This window comes from Lysinibacillus sp. NPDC096382 (assembly GCF_044762845.1).
Classification (GTDB): domain Bacteria; phylum Bacillota; class Bacilli; order Bacillales_A; family Planococcaceae; genus Lysinibacillus.
The window spans coordinates 93,767-110,997 of the sequence record NZ_JBIWFC010000011.1; the positions used below are offsets into that span (position 1 = coordinate 93,767).

At 34.6% G+C, this 17,231-nt stretch carries 13 protein-coding genes and 3 pseudogenes; 7 read left to right on the forward strand and 9 right to left on the reverse strand.

Annotated features, from left to right (window positions below):
* Positions 1-221: 221 nt before the first annotated feature.
* Positions 222-326, forward strand: a pseudogene (locus tag ACIQZA_RS16005) (flagellin N-terminal helical domain-containing protein); the annotation flags it as partial.
* 208 nt (positions 327-534) lie between these two features.
* On the opposite strand, the gene ACIQZA_RS16010 reads toward ACIQZA_RS16005, so the two are convergent.
* From ACIQZA_RS16010 to ACIQZA_RS16020, 3 genes and pseudogenes are all read right to left on the reverse strand, one after another.
* The gene (locus tag ACIQZA_RS16010) at positions 535-2,091 is read right to left on the reverse strand and encodes an esterase/lipase family protein (protein WP_402882442.1); all 1,557 of its coding nucleotides are present in this window, start codon (positions 2,089-2,091) and stop codon (positions 535-537) included.
* A gap of 715 nt (positions 2,092-2,806) precedes the next feature.
* On the reverse strand, positions 2,807-3,085 hold the full coding sequence (locus tag ACIQZA_RS16015) for an SPOR domain-containing protein (protein WP_403009922.1): 279 nt from the start codon (positions 3,083-3,085) through the stop codon (positions 2,807-2,809).
* Positions 3,086-3,135: 50 nt separating this feature from the next.
* Positions 3,136-3,806, reverse strand: a pseudogene (locus ACIQZA_RS16020) (HTH domain-containing protein); the annotation flags it as partial.
* A gap of 478 nt (positions 3,807-4,284) precedes the next feature.
* Between ACIQZA_RS16020 and ACIQZA_RS16025 the strand changes: the two are divergent.
* Together ACIQZA_RS16025 and ACIQZA_RS16030 are read left to right on the forward strand one after the other, a co-directional pair.
* Entirely contained in the window at positions 4,285-5,400 is a 1,116-nt protein-coding gene (locus ACIQZA_RS16025; RefSeq protein ID WP_402882441.1) for a hypothetical protein, read from the forward strand.
* Between the two features lie 378 nt (positions 5,401-5,778).
* Positions 5,779-7,485 (forward strand): methyl-accepting chemotaxis protein, encoded by a 1,707-nt coding sequence (locus ACIQZA_RS16030; RefSeq protein WP_402882438.1) that lies wholly within the window; start codon positions 5,779-5,781, stop codon positions 7,483-7,485.
* 386 nt (positions 7,486-7,871) lie between these two features.
* Here the strand turns inward: ACIQZA_RS16030 and ACIQZA_RS16035 are convergent, their stop codons facing one another.
* A complete protein-coding gene (locus tag ACIQZA_RS16035) occupies positions 7,872-8,324 on the reverse strand; it encodes a GNAT family N-acetyltransferase (RefSeq protein ID WP_402882437.1) in 453 nt (150 codons plus the stop codon).
* Between the two features lie 394 nt (positions 8,325-8,718).
* Positions 8,719-9,078, reverse strand: coding sequence for a hypothetical protein (locus ACIQZA_RS16040; protein WP_402882436.1), 360 nt, complete (start codon positions 9,076-9,078; stop codon positions 8,719-8,721).
* A gap of 283 nt (positions 9,079-9,361) precedes the next feature.
* On the opposite strand from ACIQZA_RS16040, the gene ACIQZA_RS16045 reads away from it, so the two are divergent.
* Both ACIQZA_RS16045 and ACIQZA_RS16050 read left to right on the forward strand, forming a co-directional pair.
* Positions 9,362-10,423 carry a hypothetical protein gene (locus ACIQZA_RS16045; RefSeq protein ID WP_402882434.1) on the forward strand — a complete coding sequence of 354 codons (1,062 nt, stop codon included), beginning with the start codon at positions 9,362-9,364 and terminating at the stop codon, positions 10,421-10,423.
* 337 nt (positions 10,424-10,760) lie between these two features.
* Positions 10,761-10,995: pseudogene (locus tag ACIQZA_RS16050) on the forward strand (IS110 family transposase); the annotation flags it as partial.
* A 349-nt stretch (positions 10,996-11,344) separates the two neighbouring features.
* On the opposite strand, the gene ACIQZA_RS16055 reads toward ACIQZA_RS16050, so the two are convergent.
* From ACIQZA_RS16055 to ACIQZA_RS16070, 4 genes are all read right to left on the reverse strand, one after another.
* Complete coding sequence (locus tag ACIQZA_RS16055; RefSeq protein WP_400935609.1) at positions 11,345-12,061, reverse strand: hypothetical protein; 717 nt, start codon at positions 12,059-12,061, stop codon at positions 11,345-11,347.
* 347 nt (positions 12,062-12,408) lie between these two features.
* Positions 12,409-12,555, reverse strand: coding sequence for a hypothetical protein (locus tag ACIQZA_RS16060; protein ID WP_402882433.1), 147 nt, complete (start codon positions 12,553-12,555; stop codon positions 12,409-12,411).
* Positions 12,556-12,871: 316 nt separating this feature from the next.
* Positions 12,872-13,888, reverse strand: coding sequence for an inorganic phosphate transporter (locus ACIQZA_RS16065; protein ID WP_142507818.1), 1,017 nt, complete (start codon positions 13,886-13,888; stop codon positions 12,872-12,874).
* Between the two features lie 15 nt (positions 13,889-13,903).
* Positions 13,904-14,524: a DUF47 domain-containing protein gene (locus tag ACIQZA_RS16070; protein ID WP_132363005.1), complete on the reverse strand. Its 621-nt coding sequence runs from the start codon at positions 14,522-14,524 to the stop codon at positions 13,904-13,906.
* 399 nt (positions 14,525-14,923) lie between these two features.
* Between ACIQZA_RS16070 and ACIQZA_RS16075 the strand changes: the two genes are divergently transcribed.
* A complete protein-coding gene (locus ACIQZA_RS16075) occupies positions 14,924-15,691 on the forward strand; it encodes a sulfite exporter TauE/SafE family protein (RefSeq protein ID WP_402882430.1) in 768 nt (255 codons plus the stop codon).
* A gap of 122 nt (positions 15,692-15,813) precedes the next feature.
* Positions 15,814-17,196, forward strand: a complete 1,383-nt coding sequence (gene nhaC / locus ACIQZA_RS16080; protein ID WP_400935614.1) for a Na+/H+ antiporter NhaC — start codon at positions 15,814-15,816, stop codon at positions 17,194-17,196.
* Positions 17,197-17,231 lie beyond the last annotated feature (35 nt).

Below are 17,231 nucleotides of genomic sequence, written 5' to 3' on the forward strand. Positions count from 1 at the left end.
CAACTAAACTTTTTTTCTTACAGACCCTCTCATCTCACAAATCTAAACGATAGATGTCGTATTATCTCTAAATTACACAATTATTATTTTAAAATATTTTGCTTCGCATTAAAAATTATTATACTAATAGGAGATATGTCGTTACATATATTGTAAACAAAGGCATTTCAACTTAAAATCTATCAAAATAAGGGGATATATGAGAATAAGGACTAACATATGCTTTAAATACAAATAATAAGCTAAAACAAAGTAACAACAAAATTCAAAAAAATTTAGAAAAACTCTCTTCTGGCTTTCAGATTAATCGTGCAAGTGATGATGCGGTATTGCTATTTCCCTTTATCGAGGTTGTGGCAAATAACTTTATACTACTGCCCCATTATTTTTAGAAAAGCTACCTTTACCGAATTGTATAAGGAATTAGCTTTAAATTGTTTTGATAAATAATTAGAATTTACCCTTCAGAGTACAAAAATAGTTTTTTAGTGTCATTTACACTTATAAACTATTTTGAAATTATATTGTATATGACTATTTTATATACTTAGAACGAACAATAGTCCTTTTATATGGCTCACCCTGTAACGTTTCACCCGAAATATTTAAAGTTATATTATATACACCAGACTCTTTATTCTCTGGAAAATTTACCATAAAGTTTTGTTCATTAACCTTCTGCAATTGTAGTGAAGAAGCAATGTCTTTACCTGTTGGATCTAGTACTTTTACATCGAAAGTAAGTTTTTGTAATTGTTGATTCGCTTGCACTGTAATGATATTATTCGTTTCTAATGCCACTGTCGGAATGCTCACCTTAATCAAAGATGGACCCCCGTGTTGAACTGCCAGTAAATACGCATTATCTCCTGCCTGCGTACTTATATTTATCTTCCATTCTCCCTTCTCAGAAATAATGTCAGTAAATATATGAGGTACTACGCCATTAAAGAAGGAGGCTTCCTCCAATGATTCGATTGTCTGGTTGGTATATTTTTTCCCTGAAGGAGCTACCAACTCTATTTTATCACTAGTTGATCCAGTCCACAGTTTAACATTATCGAGTGCAGTATCCACATAGAAAGAATGTGTCACATCATTTGACGATTGCAACTTTCCTCCATAAAAATAATGAGACGCATCCAACTCTTGAAAGGTATCAGATTGAGAAAAGTATTCTTTGTTTGCAATGATACGATCAGTAGAAGCAGACTGTAGATACTGTTCCAATCTAGAAAATACTGCAGATCCCATGCGAATACGGTCATGGTCAAGTGAGGCATCGGTAAATAAATGTGTTCCGTAAGATAATTTAGTGCTTGCCTCTTTGACTAATCCATCATTTGGATCGGAAAGATATAGCCCACCCATCCAGAGTGCAGATAGAAATGGTCCTGTATTAGTGCCAGCAATTGTATAATAGTTGTTCTTACTTACGTTGGGGTGATTGTCTATTAGTGAGCGAAAGTGTTCCATTTCCCCAACTTGAAGTGAAAAAGTACCATCATCTTTTTGACCGAGTAATGTAGCTAGCCAACCTGCCCACCAGCTATATGCAAGATCAGCTAACTCTGATCCATAATGAGGGGAACCTAAAGTAAACACCCTACCCACGTACGAATGAGCATTATTAAGAACTAATGCTGCTTGGGTATCGGGCCCACCCTTGCTATGAGCGACTATATTTAATTTTTCTCCGTGAAAATGTTGACTGATTTCTTTTAACATAGAAGCTAATAATTTTCCATTATCGTATTGACTATAAGAACCGTTACCTGCCGCATCGTATAATTGAACAAATACAGTTTGATACCCTGCTTCATAAGCTTTTGTATACATGTCATTAAGACCGTAATATTCTGTATTACCATACCAACTTGTAGCGTTACCATTTTTCCCTTGAACGAAAACAATAGGTGGCTTATTCGGATCAATATTAGGTGGAGTTTCCCCTAGAAACCACTCTCCAGGAGTAAAGCTTTCGCCTGGTAGCTTCAATCCATAAGGTTCAACCTGGTTTGAGGCAAAAACATCTGGAGTAGAAAAAAGAATAATTGTGACCATTACAAATAACGAAACTATTTTTTTCAAATTGTTTTCCTCCTAATCATTATAAATGAAGTTCATAAAGCTGTAGAAAAGCAATTCAGATTCCATAATTCAAAAAAACTCTCGATTACTACATAATCGTAACGGTTTCCTTAGCGAGACATATCTTGTGTAACCAAGTACTTTTAAGGTGTATCGGTATTGTCTCATTTGTTAGTGCCATCCTTGATCACTTGAGAGATATTCAGCTATATGCAAAGTCTACAAAAATGGGTTTTGATTAATAGGTATTAATGATAATGTCTTCAAAGATGTATTTCCATACAGAGACAAACTACCCCCACCTTCCATCTATATCAACATTCTACAAAAAGGAAATGATTTCCTTCTAATTTAGACAAAAAAATAGTATTATCTTATACTGCGCCGAAGCCTAACGTTGTGAAGTAGCGTAATAGATTGCGTTAGCAAGTAAAATAGCATAGAACAAAACGACCAACATCCAACGCCATCTTGTTCATATAAACGAATCCAAGTTCTTTATTCTGGTTTATTAACCCCTTCTTCTTGAGCAATATGATGGATACTTTCTTGTGCATTTATAAAACGTAATACGATTCTTTGATGTAATTTTGCTCATAAAAACACCCCGTAAAAGTTAGATTTTGTGTCTACCTTTTACGGGGCAGTTAGAAAAGGTGTCCTTTTTAAATCTATCTCCTCACAATATATCCTCTTATACGAGGCCCGTTTCTGGTTATTCAGCTACTATATTAGTTACCTGGGCTAACTTAGCTGTTTTAATTTTATTTGCTCCCGCTTGTGCTACAGCCATCCCAGTAAATGTTCCTGTTTTAATACGCCATTTAGCTCCATCTGGCTCGATGTATACCACCCAACCGAAACGATGCTTTAATACATCAAGTACATTTTCAGCCGTTTGTCGTGTGTCGTATGTTCCAGTAAGTACACGGTATTTATTATTGTCGATAGCTGACTTTTGTTGCTGTGCATCGCCACTTGCGTTTTTAACCATAGTAATAAACTTTGACCATGAGATTTTACCTTCTCGCATATTTCGAGTTCTAACGTCATTTTAATTTGACGAGCACCTTTCCTACGTCCTCGGAAATGATACGCTTTTAAAATAATTTTTTTGATAGCTTCATCTGCTAACTCATGGGCTGCACGCTTTTGTGTTGATTTTTCTGTGAAATAATTATAGTAACCTGAACGAGATACGCCCATGATTTCACATAGATAGCTAACTAAACGTTTTAGTTTATATTTTTGAATCGTTTTACGGATTAAATCAAATTTTAGTTCTGTTGCGATTGTTATTTCTTCTTTAACATCTGCCTTTCGAGTAGATCGAGCTTTTTTAAAAGTTCATTCTCCGCTTGTAATAATCGATTTTTCGCTTCTAATCGTGCAATTTTTTCTTCTAAACTTAATTCTCGTTCTATTGGACGACCTGAATTCGTTTTCCGTGTATCTTGTAGACCCGCTACTCCAGTTGTACGATAAGCTGCACGCCACCGCTTTCCCGCTGAACTAATGCGCTTCAAACCAATCAGTTCAACATCTAAACCGGCCTCTTCAAAAATCATTCTTGGGAGTTTTCCTTTTTCATTTTCTGCAATAAAATGGCGTTTAAATTCCTCAGTATAAGTAATCGCTTTATCACTAATAGATTGGACATTAGGATTACAGTTAAGTTGTTCTTGCTCTTTTTTAGTAAATAATCTTTTCGTCATTTATTCCGCTCCGACATCTTTTTTCTAATTATAAACAAAAGTACCCTATAGGATAGACTTTTTTCAAAGTGTCTATCTTATAGGGTACAGTTTATTTTAGGTGCGGTCTTTTTTTGATATTGAAGCCTCATCAACTTTGTTTTAAATGTTGGTTTAATCTGTCGTTAAACTAAGTAGCCTTTTATTTAGATTGTTTTATTGCGCAAAATGAATAAAAGACCTCCAATAAGCGCTGATACAATGCAACCAATTATTGATTGTTTCCATCAATGTTCTCACCTACTTTCCCAAAATAAAAAACCTTCCACTATGTGAAAGGTAATTTTTCTAGTATTAAAACAACCCTAAACCTCTGTTTGGCGTCTCCTTATTGGCTTTTACAGGTTCAAAAATTTTTTAAAATTTTAACTAACCTTTTTAATTGGGAATACGTCTAATAGTTGGTAACTAAACCATTTAAATAAAAGGAGAAATAATTATGAAAAAAACAACTAAAAAATCTTGGATGATTGTATCAGCACTAACAATAGGAATGGCTGTCTTCACACCACATCAAGCTGAGGCAGCATCAGCAAAAACAACAAACGAAATAACTGTTAAAGCTGAGCAACAAATTAAAGGAACAATTAAAGGCGTTTACGGAGATAGCATCACAATTAAAGGGAAAGACGGCAAAAACTATTATATTGGAATGCAGAAATTTTCAGATGAGCAATTAGAAAAAATGAACTTAGTAGAAGGTCAAGAAATCTCTGTAGAAGGTAGCTTAGTACAAGATTATTCAGACTTCTATACGTTTGACGTATATAAAAAAAGCTTACCTAAAGAAATAACAAAAGAAGACCTAGCAAAATTAGAAAAGTTGTTTAATCAAACGAAGAAGTTAGAAAAAGAAGAGAAATATGATGAAATGGATAAAATTAATCTTGAAATGGATAAAATCACAAAGCCGTATATTTTAGCTAGCTGGGTACCTGCATCCTTTGAAGAGTTCATTGAAGCGTATGGATTTAGTGAAAAAAATATTGTTATTAAAGAAAATGATCAAAAACAATTGAAAGATATTTATCAACAGTGGATAAAACTAGAGAAATCTGGTAAAGAGGAAAAAGCACAAGAAAAATTTGATGAATTTCAGAAGGTTCTTCTACCATACTTAGATGCTCTAAATCCACCGTTAACATTTGAAGAATACATCTCAGATTTGGAATTAGATATTCCGGCTGAAGCCATGCCAAAACTAAAAACTTTATACAATGATGCTAAAAAAGCTGATAAAGATAAAAATGATCAATTATCTGAAAAGCTATGGGGTGAATTTGATGAAATGATTACTCCTTATTTTAAGCCACTTAGCTTTGAAGATTACTTGTCTAACTTTGATTTCGAAATCAAGGCAAATGATCAAAAACAATTAAAAAAGCTTTATGAAGAAGCAACAGCTCTTGCTAAAACAGGTGACGATGAAAAAGCTAATGAAAAATGGGTTGCTATCGATAAAATTTTAGATCCATATTATAAAGCAAATAAAGAAATTCTTATTTCAGCATCTAAAGTAACGATAAACGGTAAAGTTTATCTTCCAAAGCAATAATAAATATATTTCGGGGTTATCCAAACTGTCATTAAACAATGATTTAGGGATTAACCCCTTTCTTATTTCCTTATAGATCAGTACAGTGCTCTTTGGCCACTACAGATGATGATTTAGTCACTTTCCTATTCAAACAGCCTTACTATACGTCCTACAAATACGGTAATTTCGTGTTCCCTTATTTGGATTTTCTCCGAGTGAACTCGATTGCAATAAGCTGTAACTCTTCATCTTTCATAAAAATCCCATAATTCTCTCATCTCTTATTTAAATCTTAAATGTGATATATTATTACAAAATCTAAATTACTCAATATATCCAATGTTATTACTATATCCCACTTTTTTCGAAGATAGTTGAGCTGATGGAGGAAATATTTTGAAAAACTTATCGATTAAAAAGAAAATTCTAACGCTTATTACGTCCGCTGTTATATTTTTGCTATTTATTTCTGGTGGCGGTTTTTATTACACGAACGATATGGCAAAAAAATCTAGTGAAATGTACGACGAATCACTTTTGCCAATTCAATATATCGGTCAAGCTCGAACTGATATTCGTGCGATGGATTCTTTCGTTTTAGAACTCATGATTACTACGGAAGCAAATGATAATGCTGAGCTAAAGACAATGATCTCCGAGAGAGCTGAAAGTGTTAAAGACTCAATCATGAAATTTGAAACCATTTACAAAGGAAATGAAGATGAACAAAAAATGTTAAAATCACTTAAATCCAATGTTGATAGTTATTTTAGCACTATGGCAGATGTTATTGATTTGGCTAGTCAGAACCGAAACGCAGAAGCCTATTCTATTTACACCACAATTTTAGATGATTTTGCTGAGAATATGGCAAGTGATGCACGCGATCTTATGACTCAAGGTTCTGAAGATGCCAATCAACTGAATGAAGAAAATAAACAAAGTCTATTCACTACTATGCTTATTGCTTCCATTCTCTCTGTTGTGGCCATTATTTTCTTTATTACATTGGCAACATGGATTGCACGCTTAATTGTGAATCCAGTTAAAGAGTTACAGGCAAATATGTTAAAGGCAGGCAACGGTGATTTGACTGTCCAAGGTACATATTCATCCAAAGATGAAATCGGTCAATTAACACAATCATTTAACACGATGATTAATAATATTCGTAATACAGTAATAAAAGTGACTGAAACTGCTAATCATGTAGCCTCAGCATCTGAAGAGTTAAATGTTAATGCAGCAGAAACTACACAAGCAACAGAGATGGTTGCAAATACGATGGAAACTATCGCTCATGGATCAGTAGAGCAACTGAATAGTGTTTCCAACACAGTCAATACCGTTAATGAGCTTTCGACAGGTGTTCAACAAGTGGCTGGAAATGCTCAAGCTGTAAGCGAACTTTCTGGGGATTCTTTATCCCTAGTGATAAATGGTATGAATGCTGCGAATCAAATGAATCAACAAATGATAGACATCACAGAACAAGTAAAAGGCTTATCCGACGTTGTCGACTTGTTAGGAAAACGTTCTAATGAAATCGGTCAAATTATTGATTCGATTACAGCAATTGCTGAACAAACAAATCTCCTTGCCCTGAACGCCGCAATTGAAGCCGCACGTGCTGGCGAGCATGGGAAGGGCTTTGCCGTCGTTGCAGATGAGGTTAGAAAATTAGCAGAACAGTCTGCTGTTTCTTCAAACCAAATTGAAGTGTTGATTTCAGAGACACAGAAAGATACTCAAACGGCTGTTGAATCAATGAAGTTAGTAACAGCGGGAGTTAATGAAGGAATTAAAACAACAGATAATACACGTACTACTTTCGCTTCAATTCAAAGTGCCATTCAAAGTGTGACGATGCAGGTAGAAGAAGTATCTGCAGCAGTCGAACAAATGGCAGCAGGCACCGAAGAAATTGTTGGTAGTATGAATACGATCCACTCCATAACTAAATCTAACGCAGCAGGCACAGAGAGTATTTCTGCTACGACTGAAGAACAAACGGCATCAATGGAGGAAATTTCATCATCTGCTTATGCACTTGCAAACTTGGCAGAGGAGTTAAGAGGATTGGCAGCTCAATTCCGTGTATAATCTCAGACAACTCCACTCTTAACATTTAAATGTAACTTTGTACGTTTTTTAAGGAATAATAACATCAGCCATATAAAAAGAAGCGGCAAGATTATTTTTTGATCTAAACCGCTTCTTCTATTATATTAAGCCAGTCCTATATACCAATTAAATAAATCGTTAAATTTTGAATCACTCTCTAATTCTGGATACCTATCTAAGTAAAAGATATAAGCTTTTAAGTATGAAGGAATAGCTTTCTCAATTACTACATTTATTGGTAAATCTAATAATCATTATTTAAATACCTTTTTTCTTCTCCATTTTTATTTAGAAATTTATTTAATGCATTTTCACAAACTTTCCAAAGTGGTTCCTCTATAACCTTTCTCTCAATGAAAGAACCTCTATAAATCTTGAGATAAACGAACCATATCCCTGCACTGAATACCATTCTCAAAAATTTCTTCTGGGTAATGCTTAACAAAAAAGTCCATATCAACACCAATTATTCTAAAACCGCATTTTTGATAAAGAGCCAATTGCCCAATGCTTGAATTTCCAGTTCCAATTTCTATTGTTTTGTATCCTTTTGTCTTAACTACCTTAATTGCATCCATTACCAACTTTTTCCCTATACCTCTACCATGTTGTTCCTCTACGACTGCAACATTCACCAGCTCCACTGTTTCTGGTCTTGTTGGAAGTAATACATAAACTCCAATAATTTGCTGTTCGATTTCAGCTACAAAACATTCGCCTCTATTGACATATTCCTCAATAATTTCTCTTGAAGGGTCAGCCAATAGCAACAATTCCATTGGAAGTTTTTCATCTTTATTAAGTTTCCTAATATCCATTTTAATCTCCTTTTTTAACCTCTGACTTCTTTGATAATATATCATTGTTTCTTAAACTAATCTGTCCGTTAGTGAAAAAGCGATTTCTCTAATTGAACAATCGCACCCCATTAGCCATCCATGTAGCTCAAAAACCAGCGCTACACCACAGAAAATGAAAGATGATTTAGTTCTTTCATGGGAGTTCAATTAGAACTATTTATATTTTTATCTTTCTAATACTATACAATATTGTTCTTTATATTTTTTGGTTCCAATCGTACATTTGTACTAAATGATTTAGAGATAATTTTTCATAATAACATATATCCGGTATATTTAATTCATTATCGTCATGACCAATCCATACTCTCCATTGTTCTAATATCTGTCCTTCTCTAATATTCTCTTTATTTTAAGAACCTTTTTTCTTTCCTAGACTCTCTAGTGTTGATCCAATTAACATAAAAAAAATCCCTATTATCTGAACATAATAGAAGTTAGGGTTAATTCCCAAAGGTGCAAATACCCCTAACATAATCAATACTAATCCAAAACTTGAAGTTATCTCTCCTATTACGTTTTTATTAAACTTCTCTATACCAATGAATGCACTGATAAAGATTAAAAATACTCCAAGCAAATAACATATCAAGAAAAATATAAAGGAAAAATCCACAATAAAAATACTCAAAAAACTTATGATTACGCCTAAAGAAACAAATTTAGTTCTTTTAGATAAACTATTTATAAATTTTCTTTCTTCTTTGAACAAATCCCCCCACCTCACTAAATATTTTACTATAAAAATCCACTTAAATTGTTAAACTATTCTACTCCTTTAGTTCAATAAAAAAAAGAGCTGCATATGCAACTCAATGATCTTCAAGTAAAGCACCCCAAGTAACCTAATCGATTGCATAAAAAAAATAAAATGAAGGTTGTTTTATTCCCCCTCTTAATCACTTTAATTATATGAGAGCTAGAAATCGTGGATAACCTTAATCAACGACATCTACTGGTCTCACATCTCAAATAACTTTTAGGAGGAAATAATTATGGCTTCATGTTCTCAATCTGATTTAACTGCTGTGACAATCCCAAATGTTTTACCATCTTTAAACTTATACGGTAAAGCAAGTAATAATCAACGTTTTTTCTTGTCTGATAATCCAGAAACTATTAATAGCTCTGTTCCATTTACTAATGGTTATGCAACGCTTTGGGCAGATGCTGCATCTGGATTACCGAGTGTAACTTATCGAATGTTTGTTTGGCATCTCAATAACACAGGTGCGACTATCAAGTTCGGTGTTACCATTGGTAATGGTTCAAGTGGCAGTACTTATAAAGTCTCTGGTGTTAAAGACTGTATCGATACTATTACCGGCTTTGTAGCTCATGGGAAATGTGCCGCAAAAGCTTTACTTGGAAATACATTAACGCCTAGTTCTCCGGTTGATAGTTCCATTGCAGCGGGGAAAGTTGGATTAGTTAAAGAATGGAAAGTACCAAATGGTTATTTGGTGGGGGGAATTATTGAGTTTACGTTATCGTCTAGTTCTCCAATGTCTTATAAAGTCAGAACAGTAGCTGCTAAAAATACTACTGCCGATCTTCGTAGTAATCAAAATGCAGTTGTGTCACCAGTTGGGACTCATCCGCGTGGTTCTTGGAACTTTTCTAATATCGACGGCTTTGGTACTTCAGATGGCGCTGCTGCTCTATATACCGTCGGAGACGGCAATAAAAGTTTCTCCATAAATAATGGAAGAAATGACAACTTAATGACTAAAGCCACTAGCTATTCGCCTGGCGATGCTGTAGCAACTAATAAGGGGCATTATGGTGTTATTTACAAGGCGAATATCACTTTCAAAAACCCAACTCAAGCCGATAAAACATTAAAGGTATATTTGACAGGTCGTGGAGGTCCATACGGCGGCGCTGTACGTTGGAACAATGGTCCAACTTACGGTGTTCCTACACTGGCTTCCAATACCCAAGGTGTTCGGATTGCTACATTTACTGTACCTAAAGGAACTAGTGTTACACATCCAGTCTATACTTCTACAGCTGGCTCGCTTAACACCCCAGCGGCGATACTGATTACAGAGTAATTTAAGAATTTCTCGTTAAATAAGGGAACCATGTAGCTTATCGTAAATTCTCCGATGAGCTACAGGGTTCTCTACATATCATAATAAAATATTCATTCAGAAACATCTTGGAACGTAAAACTAGGGAAAACGGTAAAACTGCTAAAATTGGGTATCACTAATTATTTGAGCTTTATCTATAAGGATAAAACCTGAAAGAATCTCTCCCCATCCCCACATTAAGTTACTTCCCTTCGTTCTAAAGATTTTTCCTTAGAATATTTAACCTCAAACCTTAACAATGTATTGCCTTATTTCATATATGTAATTTTTTCCTTCGTCAACTAAACTGCACCGTTCAGCTAGGCTTCGCCATATGCTTTATACCGCCGTTCGCTGTTCCATTCGAGATAGCCGTAAAAAGAAAACAACAGATGAAACTATTGCTCGAAACAAACGATTACGAGCCTTCTACGATTTAAAACGTGAGGAAGGAAAGCCGTATAAAGTAGCCATTATTGCTTGCTAATAAGCTTTTACACTGGATTTATGCGATTTTAAAAACGAAAGCATCATTCCAGGAAACTATTTAATAACAGTATTTTCAAATAAAACAAAAACCTTCCACACTGAATAAGGAGGGTTATTTGTCTTGCGCATTTTTAGTATAACATGAAGTGTTTTTGGATTATCAATGTTTTTCTTGACATTCTATTAGCTGGTTTAGTTTAAGTGTATTCATTCACAAATAGTTATTTCAATATATCTCTTTCTAAAGAGACTGATTCTAAATTAAAATTAAAGAGTATCATTCTTTATATGAATGATACTCCTCTAAAAACCGTTCTTACTTATGATACGGTTCACCGTTGTGTATCTAAATGATTTTTTTATATTGAGATAGTCGTCTTTATTAAGAACATTAATGAGTAGCAGTTTAGTTTAATTACTGCTATTTCTTTCATAATTCCATATCTGATAATCAAGTAATCGTGGGGTAATATTCGAATACTGTTTTATAAGTATTTTAGTAGTTTCCTCTAATAAACTTTGCGCTTCTTCAATCTTAACCTTTCTCTGAAGCGCTTTTTCTAAAAATCGTACTATCATTCTATCAGGTTTTATCCACTGGTCATCTCCAGCTAACATGTAAAAATAAACAAGTGAAATACCACTTTTTTGACCTGGTATGGCTCTAATTTCTTTTTCAAATTCTTCATTACCGTATATTTTTTTTACATCTTGTAAATAGTTTACTCCATGCTTAATTAAGACTTTACAGAATAAATAAACTGCTTCTGCTTTTAATATGCCGTTTGTTGGGGAGGTTCTTTGCTTATTCTTGAATACATCGCTCACAAATATTTCTAATTCTAAACTTTCAAAAGAACATAGAAATTGTTCAATTGAAAATTGTTCATTTATTTCAGGAATTTCGGTTCCAAAGCGTTCCTTATTAAGTTTAAAATAACTACAAAACCTATTTACAGTATTTTTAACCCCTTCATACCGAACACCTATAGAAAATACTGAGTCAATAACACAAAGTGGAAGACTTGAGTAATAATATTCATCAGGGAGTTTTGCACTTTCTAGTTCTAAAACTTCCTCACAGAATACAGCAATTTTATTATTATCTTTATTTAGTGCATGGGGCATAACCATTCTCCTTTTAGTCTTTGATTTCTTTTAACTATTTTTAACCTCAAAAATAATAGTTCATAGTTAGTCTAGCTTATAAAGTAAATTCACTTATCTTTTCTCCATTACTCATGTATCTATATAAATCATAAAACTCCTGTTTTAAGTATTCAACCAAATGTTGATTATATTTAACTTCTATTCAGACACCCTCTCTAAACGGTCAATTATAGTTACTGATCACCTAGATAAATAAAAAGCCGGACTTAGGTTTAAAAACTAAGTTCGGCTTTTTTAAACATTGAACTATTCAACATGTACTACAAAAATTAAAGTGATATTATTCATCTCGTTCTTCAAGCTAATTACAAAACTGTGGTGTTTTCCATTTTCTTCAACATTTGAGCCAGCATATTCTTTAAATTAGTAATAAGAAAATCAGCCATGGATGCAGAGACTTCTTCGGATTCTATTTCTTGTTCAATTCCCTTGGCCGATGTTAATATACTCAATCCTTTATCCCGTTTCTCGGTATCAGTCATACCTATTTAAATGTATCTTCCATAATCGCATTAAAGTACTTGTGAATTTCATTCAGTTGATTTGCACTCGCTGCACTAATCACCTCGCCCTTAGACCAAAAGATTTCAAACGCCACTCTTAATTTCTTTATAATCGACTTCTAATTCAGTATAGTTATTGATTTCATCTGCCTTTCCGTCGCTTCGCCTTTTCTTTCCATGCTCTACCCTGTCTTTCTGTCAATCCATTTCGAATTAATTAAACAAAAAAAGGAATGCACGCAATTTGTGCATTCCCCCCACTATGTTAGAAAAATAAACTTAATATGAAATAAATAGCTGCCGCCATGACTGCGGAAATTGGCATGGTGATTACCCATGTTGTCACGATTTTTCGTGCCATGCCCCATTTAACACCTCTTACACGGTGTGCTGTTCCTACTCCCATGATAGATGAAGAAATAACATGTGTTGTAGAAACTGGTAAATGAATTAATGTTGCACCGAAGATGATGGATGCAGAAGCAAGGTCTGCTGCAACCCCATTTACTGGACGGATTTTCATAATCTTGCCACCGACTGTTTTGATGATTTTATAACCACCTACAGATGTACCAAGACCCATTGCACATGCTGCTGCAAAACGTACCCAGAAAGGAATGTCATCTGTGTGATGCAAGCCTCCTGCGATTAAAGCGAGCGTAATAATCCCCATCGCCTTTTGCGCATCGTTTGTACCGTGAGTAAATGATTGTAAAGCTGCTGTACCAATTTGCATTGTCCGGAAGCCTTTATTCGTTCGATATAAATTCATATCCTTAAATAGTACTTTGAATAAAGACATCATTAAGAAACCAGCTGCAAACGCAAGTAATGGTGAGAAAATAAGCGCTTGAATGATTTTTATAAAGCCACTGTAGTTCAAGGCATTAAAGCCGGCTGCCGCGATTGCAGCACCTGCCACAGAACCGATCAATGTATGCGATGAACTAGATGGAATTCCAAAGTACCACGTTACTAAATTCCATGTAATCGCTGATAATAATGCCGCTAAAATAACGACAGAACCTGTAGTATCTCCAGTAAAAGTATTTAAGCTGAACGGGTCAACAATATCCTTTGTTAATGCTTTTGCTACCCCAACGAATGTTATAGCTCCGATGAAGTTCATAATCGCAGCCATATAGATTGCTGTACGTGGCTTTAAAGCCCTTGTTGATACAGAAGTTGCGATCGCGTTGGCTGTATCATGGAAGCCGTTAATAAAATCGAACACAAGCGCGAATATAACGACTAATATTGTTATCAGTAATATTGTATCCATTTCGTACTCTCCATCTTACGCGTTACGCATAATTATTGTTTCAATTGTATTAGCTACAGTTTGACAGTAGTCTGCAATATCTTCAAATTGTTCATAGATACTCTTGAATACCATGAGGCGCATCGGATCTTTTTCTTGAATAAATAATTGCTTCATTGATGAGCGGAAAATTTCATCACATTCACGCTCATAGTCCTTAATTTGAATAGCATGTTTACGCATTTCAACAAGCTTTTTACTATTTAATAGCTCCATTGCTTGGACCATTTCATCTGTACTTTTCGCAATATATGTTAAGAATTGGCGCATCGGGTCTGTAACTTCTGTTAAATTGTACATGTCAAAATGAGCAATACAGCCTTCCATTCCATCAATAACATCATCTAACTTATTGGCAAGTGATAAAATATCTTCACGCTCGATTGGTGTCATAAATGATTTATTAAGCATGACGATAAGCTCGTGAATCAATTTATCTCCACTTGTTTCATATCGCTTCATTGTGTCTGCGATTTCTTTTAGTGAATCTATATTTTCAATACGTGCGTTATGAGCGTAATAAATACCTTCTTTAACGTTTTTAGAAATGTTTAATAATGCTTTAAAAAATGGATCTTGCTTGTTTGAGTTGAACATCATGTTCCTCCTGTTGAATGAATATTGTCGATTTCTGCAATCATCATAACAAAACTTTCACATAGTTCTACAAATTTTTAAAGATAAAATAGTTGAATTTACAAAAATGTAATATAAAATTCGCCACAATTATTTTTAAGTATTTTTCCAAGTTGAAAACGTTGGAAACTCGATAACAAAAAACATCAATTTTCCTTAAAAATCACCTTTTTTTCTTTTATTTTTATAAAAATACTTGAAAAAACAATTTTTTCTTCATTTTTTTCTTCGTTTTCAATGTTAAGGGATTGTAAACGATATTTACATGACGAAAGATAAACTCCATTGTCATTTATTGCAATTCGCAGTACTGTTATAAGAAAAGTTTATCTTACAAATAAGGATGTGAGTATCATACAAATGGACATCGATTTACTATCACTTGTTATCCTTTTAGTACTTGGCTTTATCGCATCCTTTTTAAATGCGATTGTCGGTGGCGGAGGATTAATTTCGTTACCTGCGCTTTTGGCTGTTGGTTTACCCCCAAGTACAGCTATTGCGACAAACAAACTCGCCAATACAATTAGCAATGGGACTAGCATGTTAACTTTTTTACGAGCTGGTAAAGTTGATGTGAAAAAGAATAAAAAAATAATGCCTTTTATTTTTATTGGTTCATTCATTGGTGCATATACGGTGCATCTCGTATCTCCAGCTATTTTAAAGCCTCTAATGCTTGTTATGCTCGTACTAGTAACAGCTTATACGGTTTTCAAAAAAGATTGGGGTCAAAAACCTGAAGAGCGATCATTAAGTACTCTTAAGAAAATAGCCTTCGTCGGCGTTTTTGCTGCTGTTGGCTTTTACGATGGTTTCTTCGGGCCTGGTACTGGTTCTTTTTTTATTTTCCTTTTATTAATGATGGGAAATGATTTCTTACAAGCAGCGGGAAATGCAAAAGCCTTTAATTTCACATCGAACTTAGCCGCGCTTGCTATGTTTTTACTATTAGGAAAGGTTAATTTTGTATACGGTCTACCTATGGGCTTCGTTATGATTTTCGGTGCGATAATGGGGTCAAAATTTGCGCTGAAACGTGGGACAAAAATGATGCGTATTATTTTTATCATCATGACTTGTACATTAATTGTCAAAAATGCATGGGATTATTTCATCACCCATTAAGTAAAGTACTACCAATTTCATCAATGAAATTTATCAGCCAATTGACAAAATTTATTAGCGTGCTATAATTCTTTTAGGCTTCACCGCGTTGAAGCGAAGAAGTAACAAGTAGGAGGATTAGTATGTTTCGAATAGAAGCTAAGAGTAACCCTCGATTTATTGAGGCAAGCTTTATAATATTATTAATAATTGCCATGATGGCGCTCAGTATTGGGTTTTTAAAAGCAACACCCCATATACCTATTTTTCTTGTCATTTCACTTTTAATTGCCTATGGATTACTAAAAAAAGTTCCTTTTCGTGAGCTTGAAACTGGTATGATTGCTGGTGCAAGTGCTGGACTTGGGGCAGTTTTTATTTTCTTCTTTATTGGTATTTTAATTTCGAGTTGGATTATGGGTGGCACAATTCCAACACTTATCTACTACGGCTTTTTAACTGTTTCACCAAGTTTTTTCTTTGCAATCGTATTTTTGATTTGTAGTATTGTTGGTGTTTCTGTTGGTAGTTCTTTAACTACTGTAGCAACTGTGGGCGTTGCCTTTATGGGAATTGCTGGTGCAATGGACATCTCTTTAGCGATAACGGCCGGTGCAATTGTTTCAGGAGCTTTTTTTGGTGATAAAATGTCTCCGTTATCGGATACAACAAATCTTGCATCTGGTACGGTTGGCGTCGATCTTTTCGAGCATATTAAAAATATGGGTTGGACAACGATTCCAGCATTCGTAATCTCATTCGTCCTTTATGCAATATTATCACCAACAGAAGCAAATACTTCATTTGAAACAGTTGAGCAATTTAAAGATGGATTACTGTCTACTGGACTTATTCATTGGTATACATTATTGCCAATTGTTGTTCTTGTTATTATGACTTTTTACAAAGCGCCTGCACTTATCACACTCGCAGTCGTCTCAATTCTTGGTGTCGGGCTTGCCTACATACAAGAACCGATTGCACTATCGAATGTCTTTAAAATCCTTTTTGAGGGCTATGTATCTTCTACAGGGAATAAAGGCGTGGATGCATTACTGAGTCGCGGTGGTATGAACAGTATGCTATTTACAATTTCCTTAGTCTTATTAGCTTTAACAATGGGCGGTCTATTATTTACGCTCGGCATTATTCAAAGTATTTTAGCGAAGGTAGAGAGCTTATTTAAAAGCGCTGGCTCTGTCATTACAGGAGCTGCCATTACGGGGATTGGTGTTAACACATTAATTGGTGAGCAATATTTATCTATCCTACTTACTGGTGAAGCTTTTAAAGCACAGTTTGCAAAGGTTGGACTTGCCCCTAAAAATCTTTCCCGTGTTATGGAGGACGCAGGTACTGTAGTCAACCCTCTTGTTCCATGGAGTGTTTGTGGTATTTTCATTGCTAGTGTACTAGATATACCAACAACAACTTACTTGCCCTTTACCTTCTTCTGTCTACTCGGACCAATTTTGACGATTATCTTTGGTTGGAGCGGTAAAACATTAACGAAGCTTGAAAAATAAGATTGGTAGCTGATGAATTCGTCAGCTACCTTTTT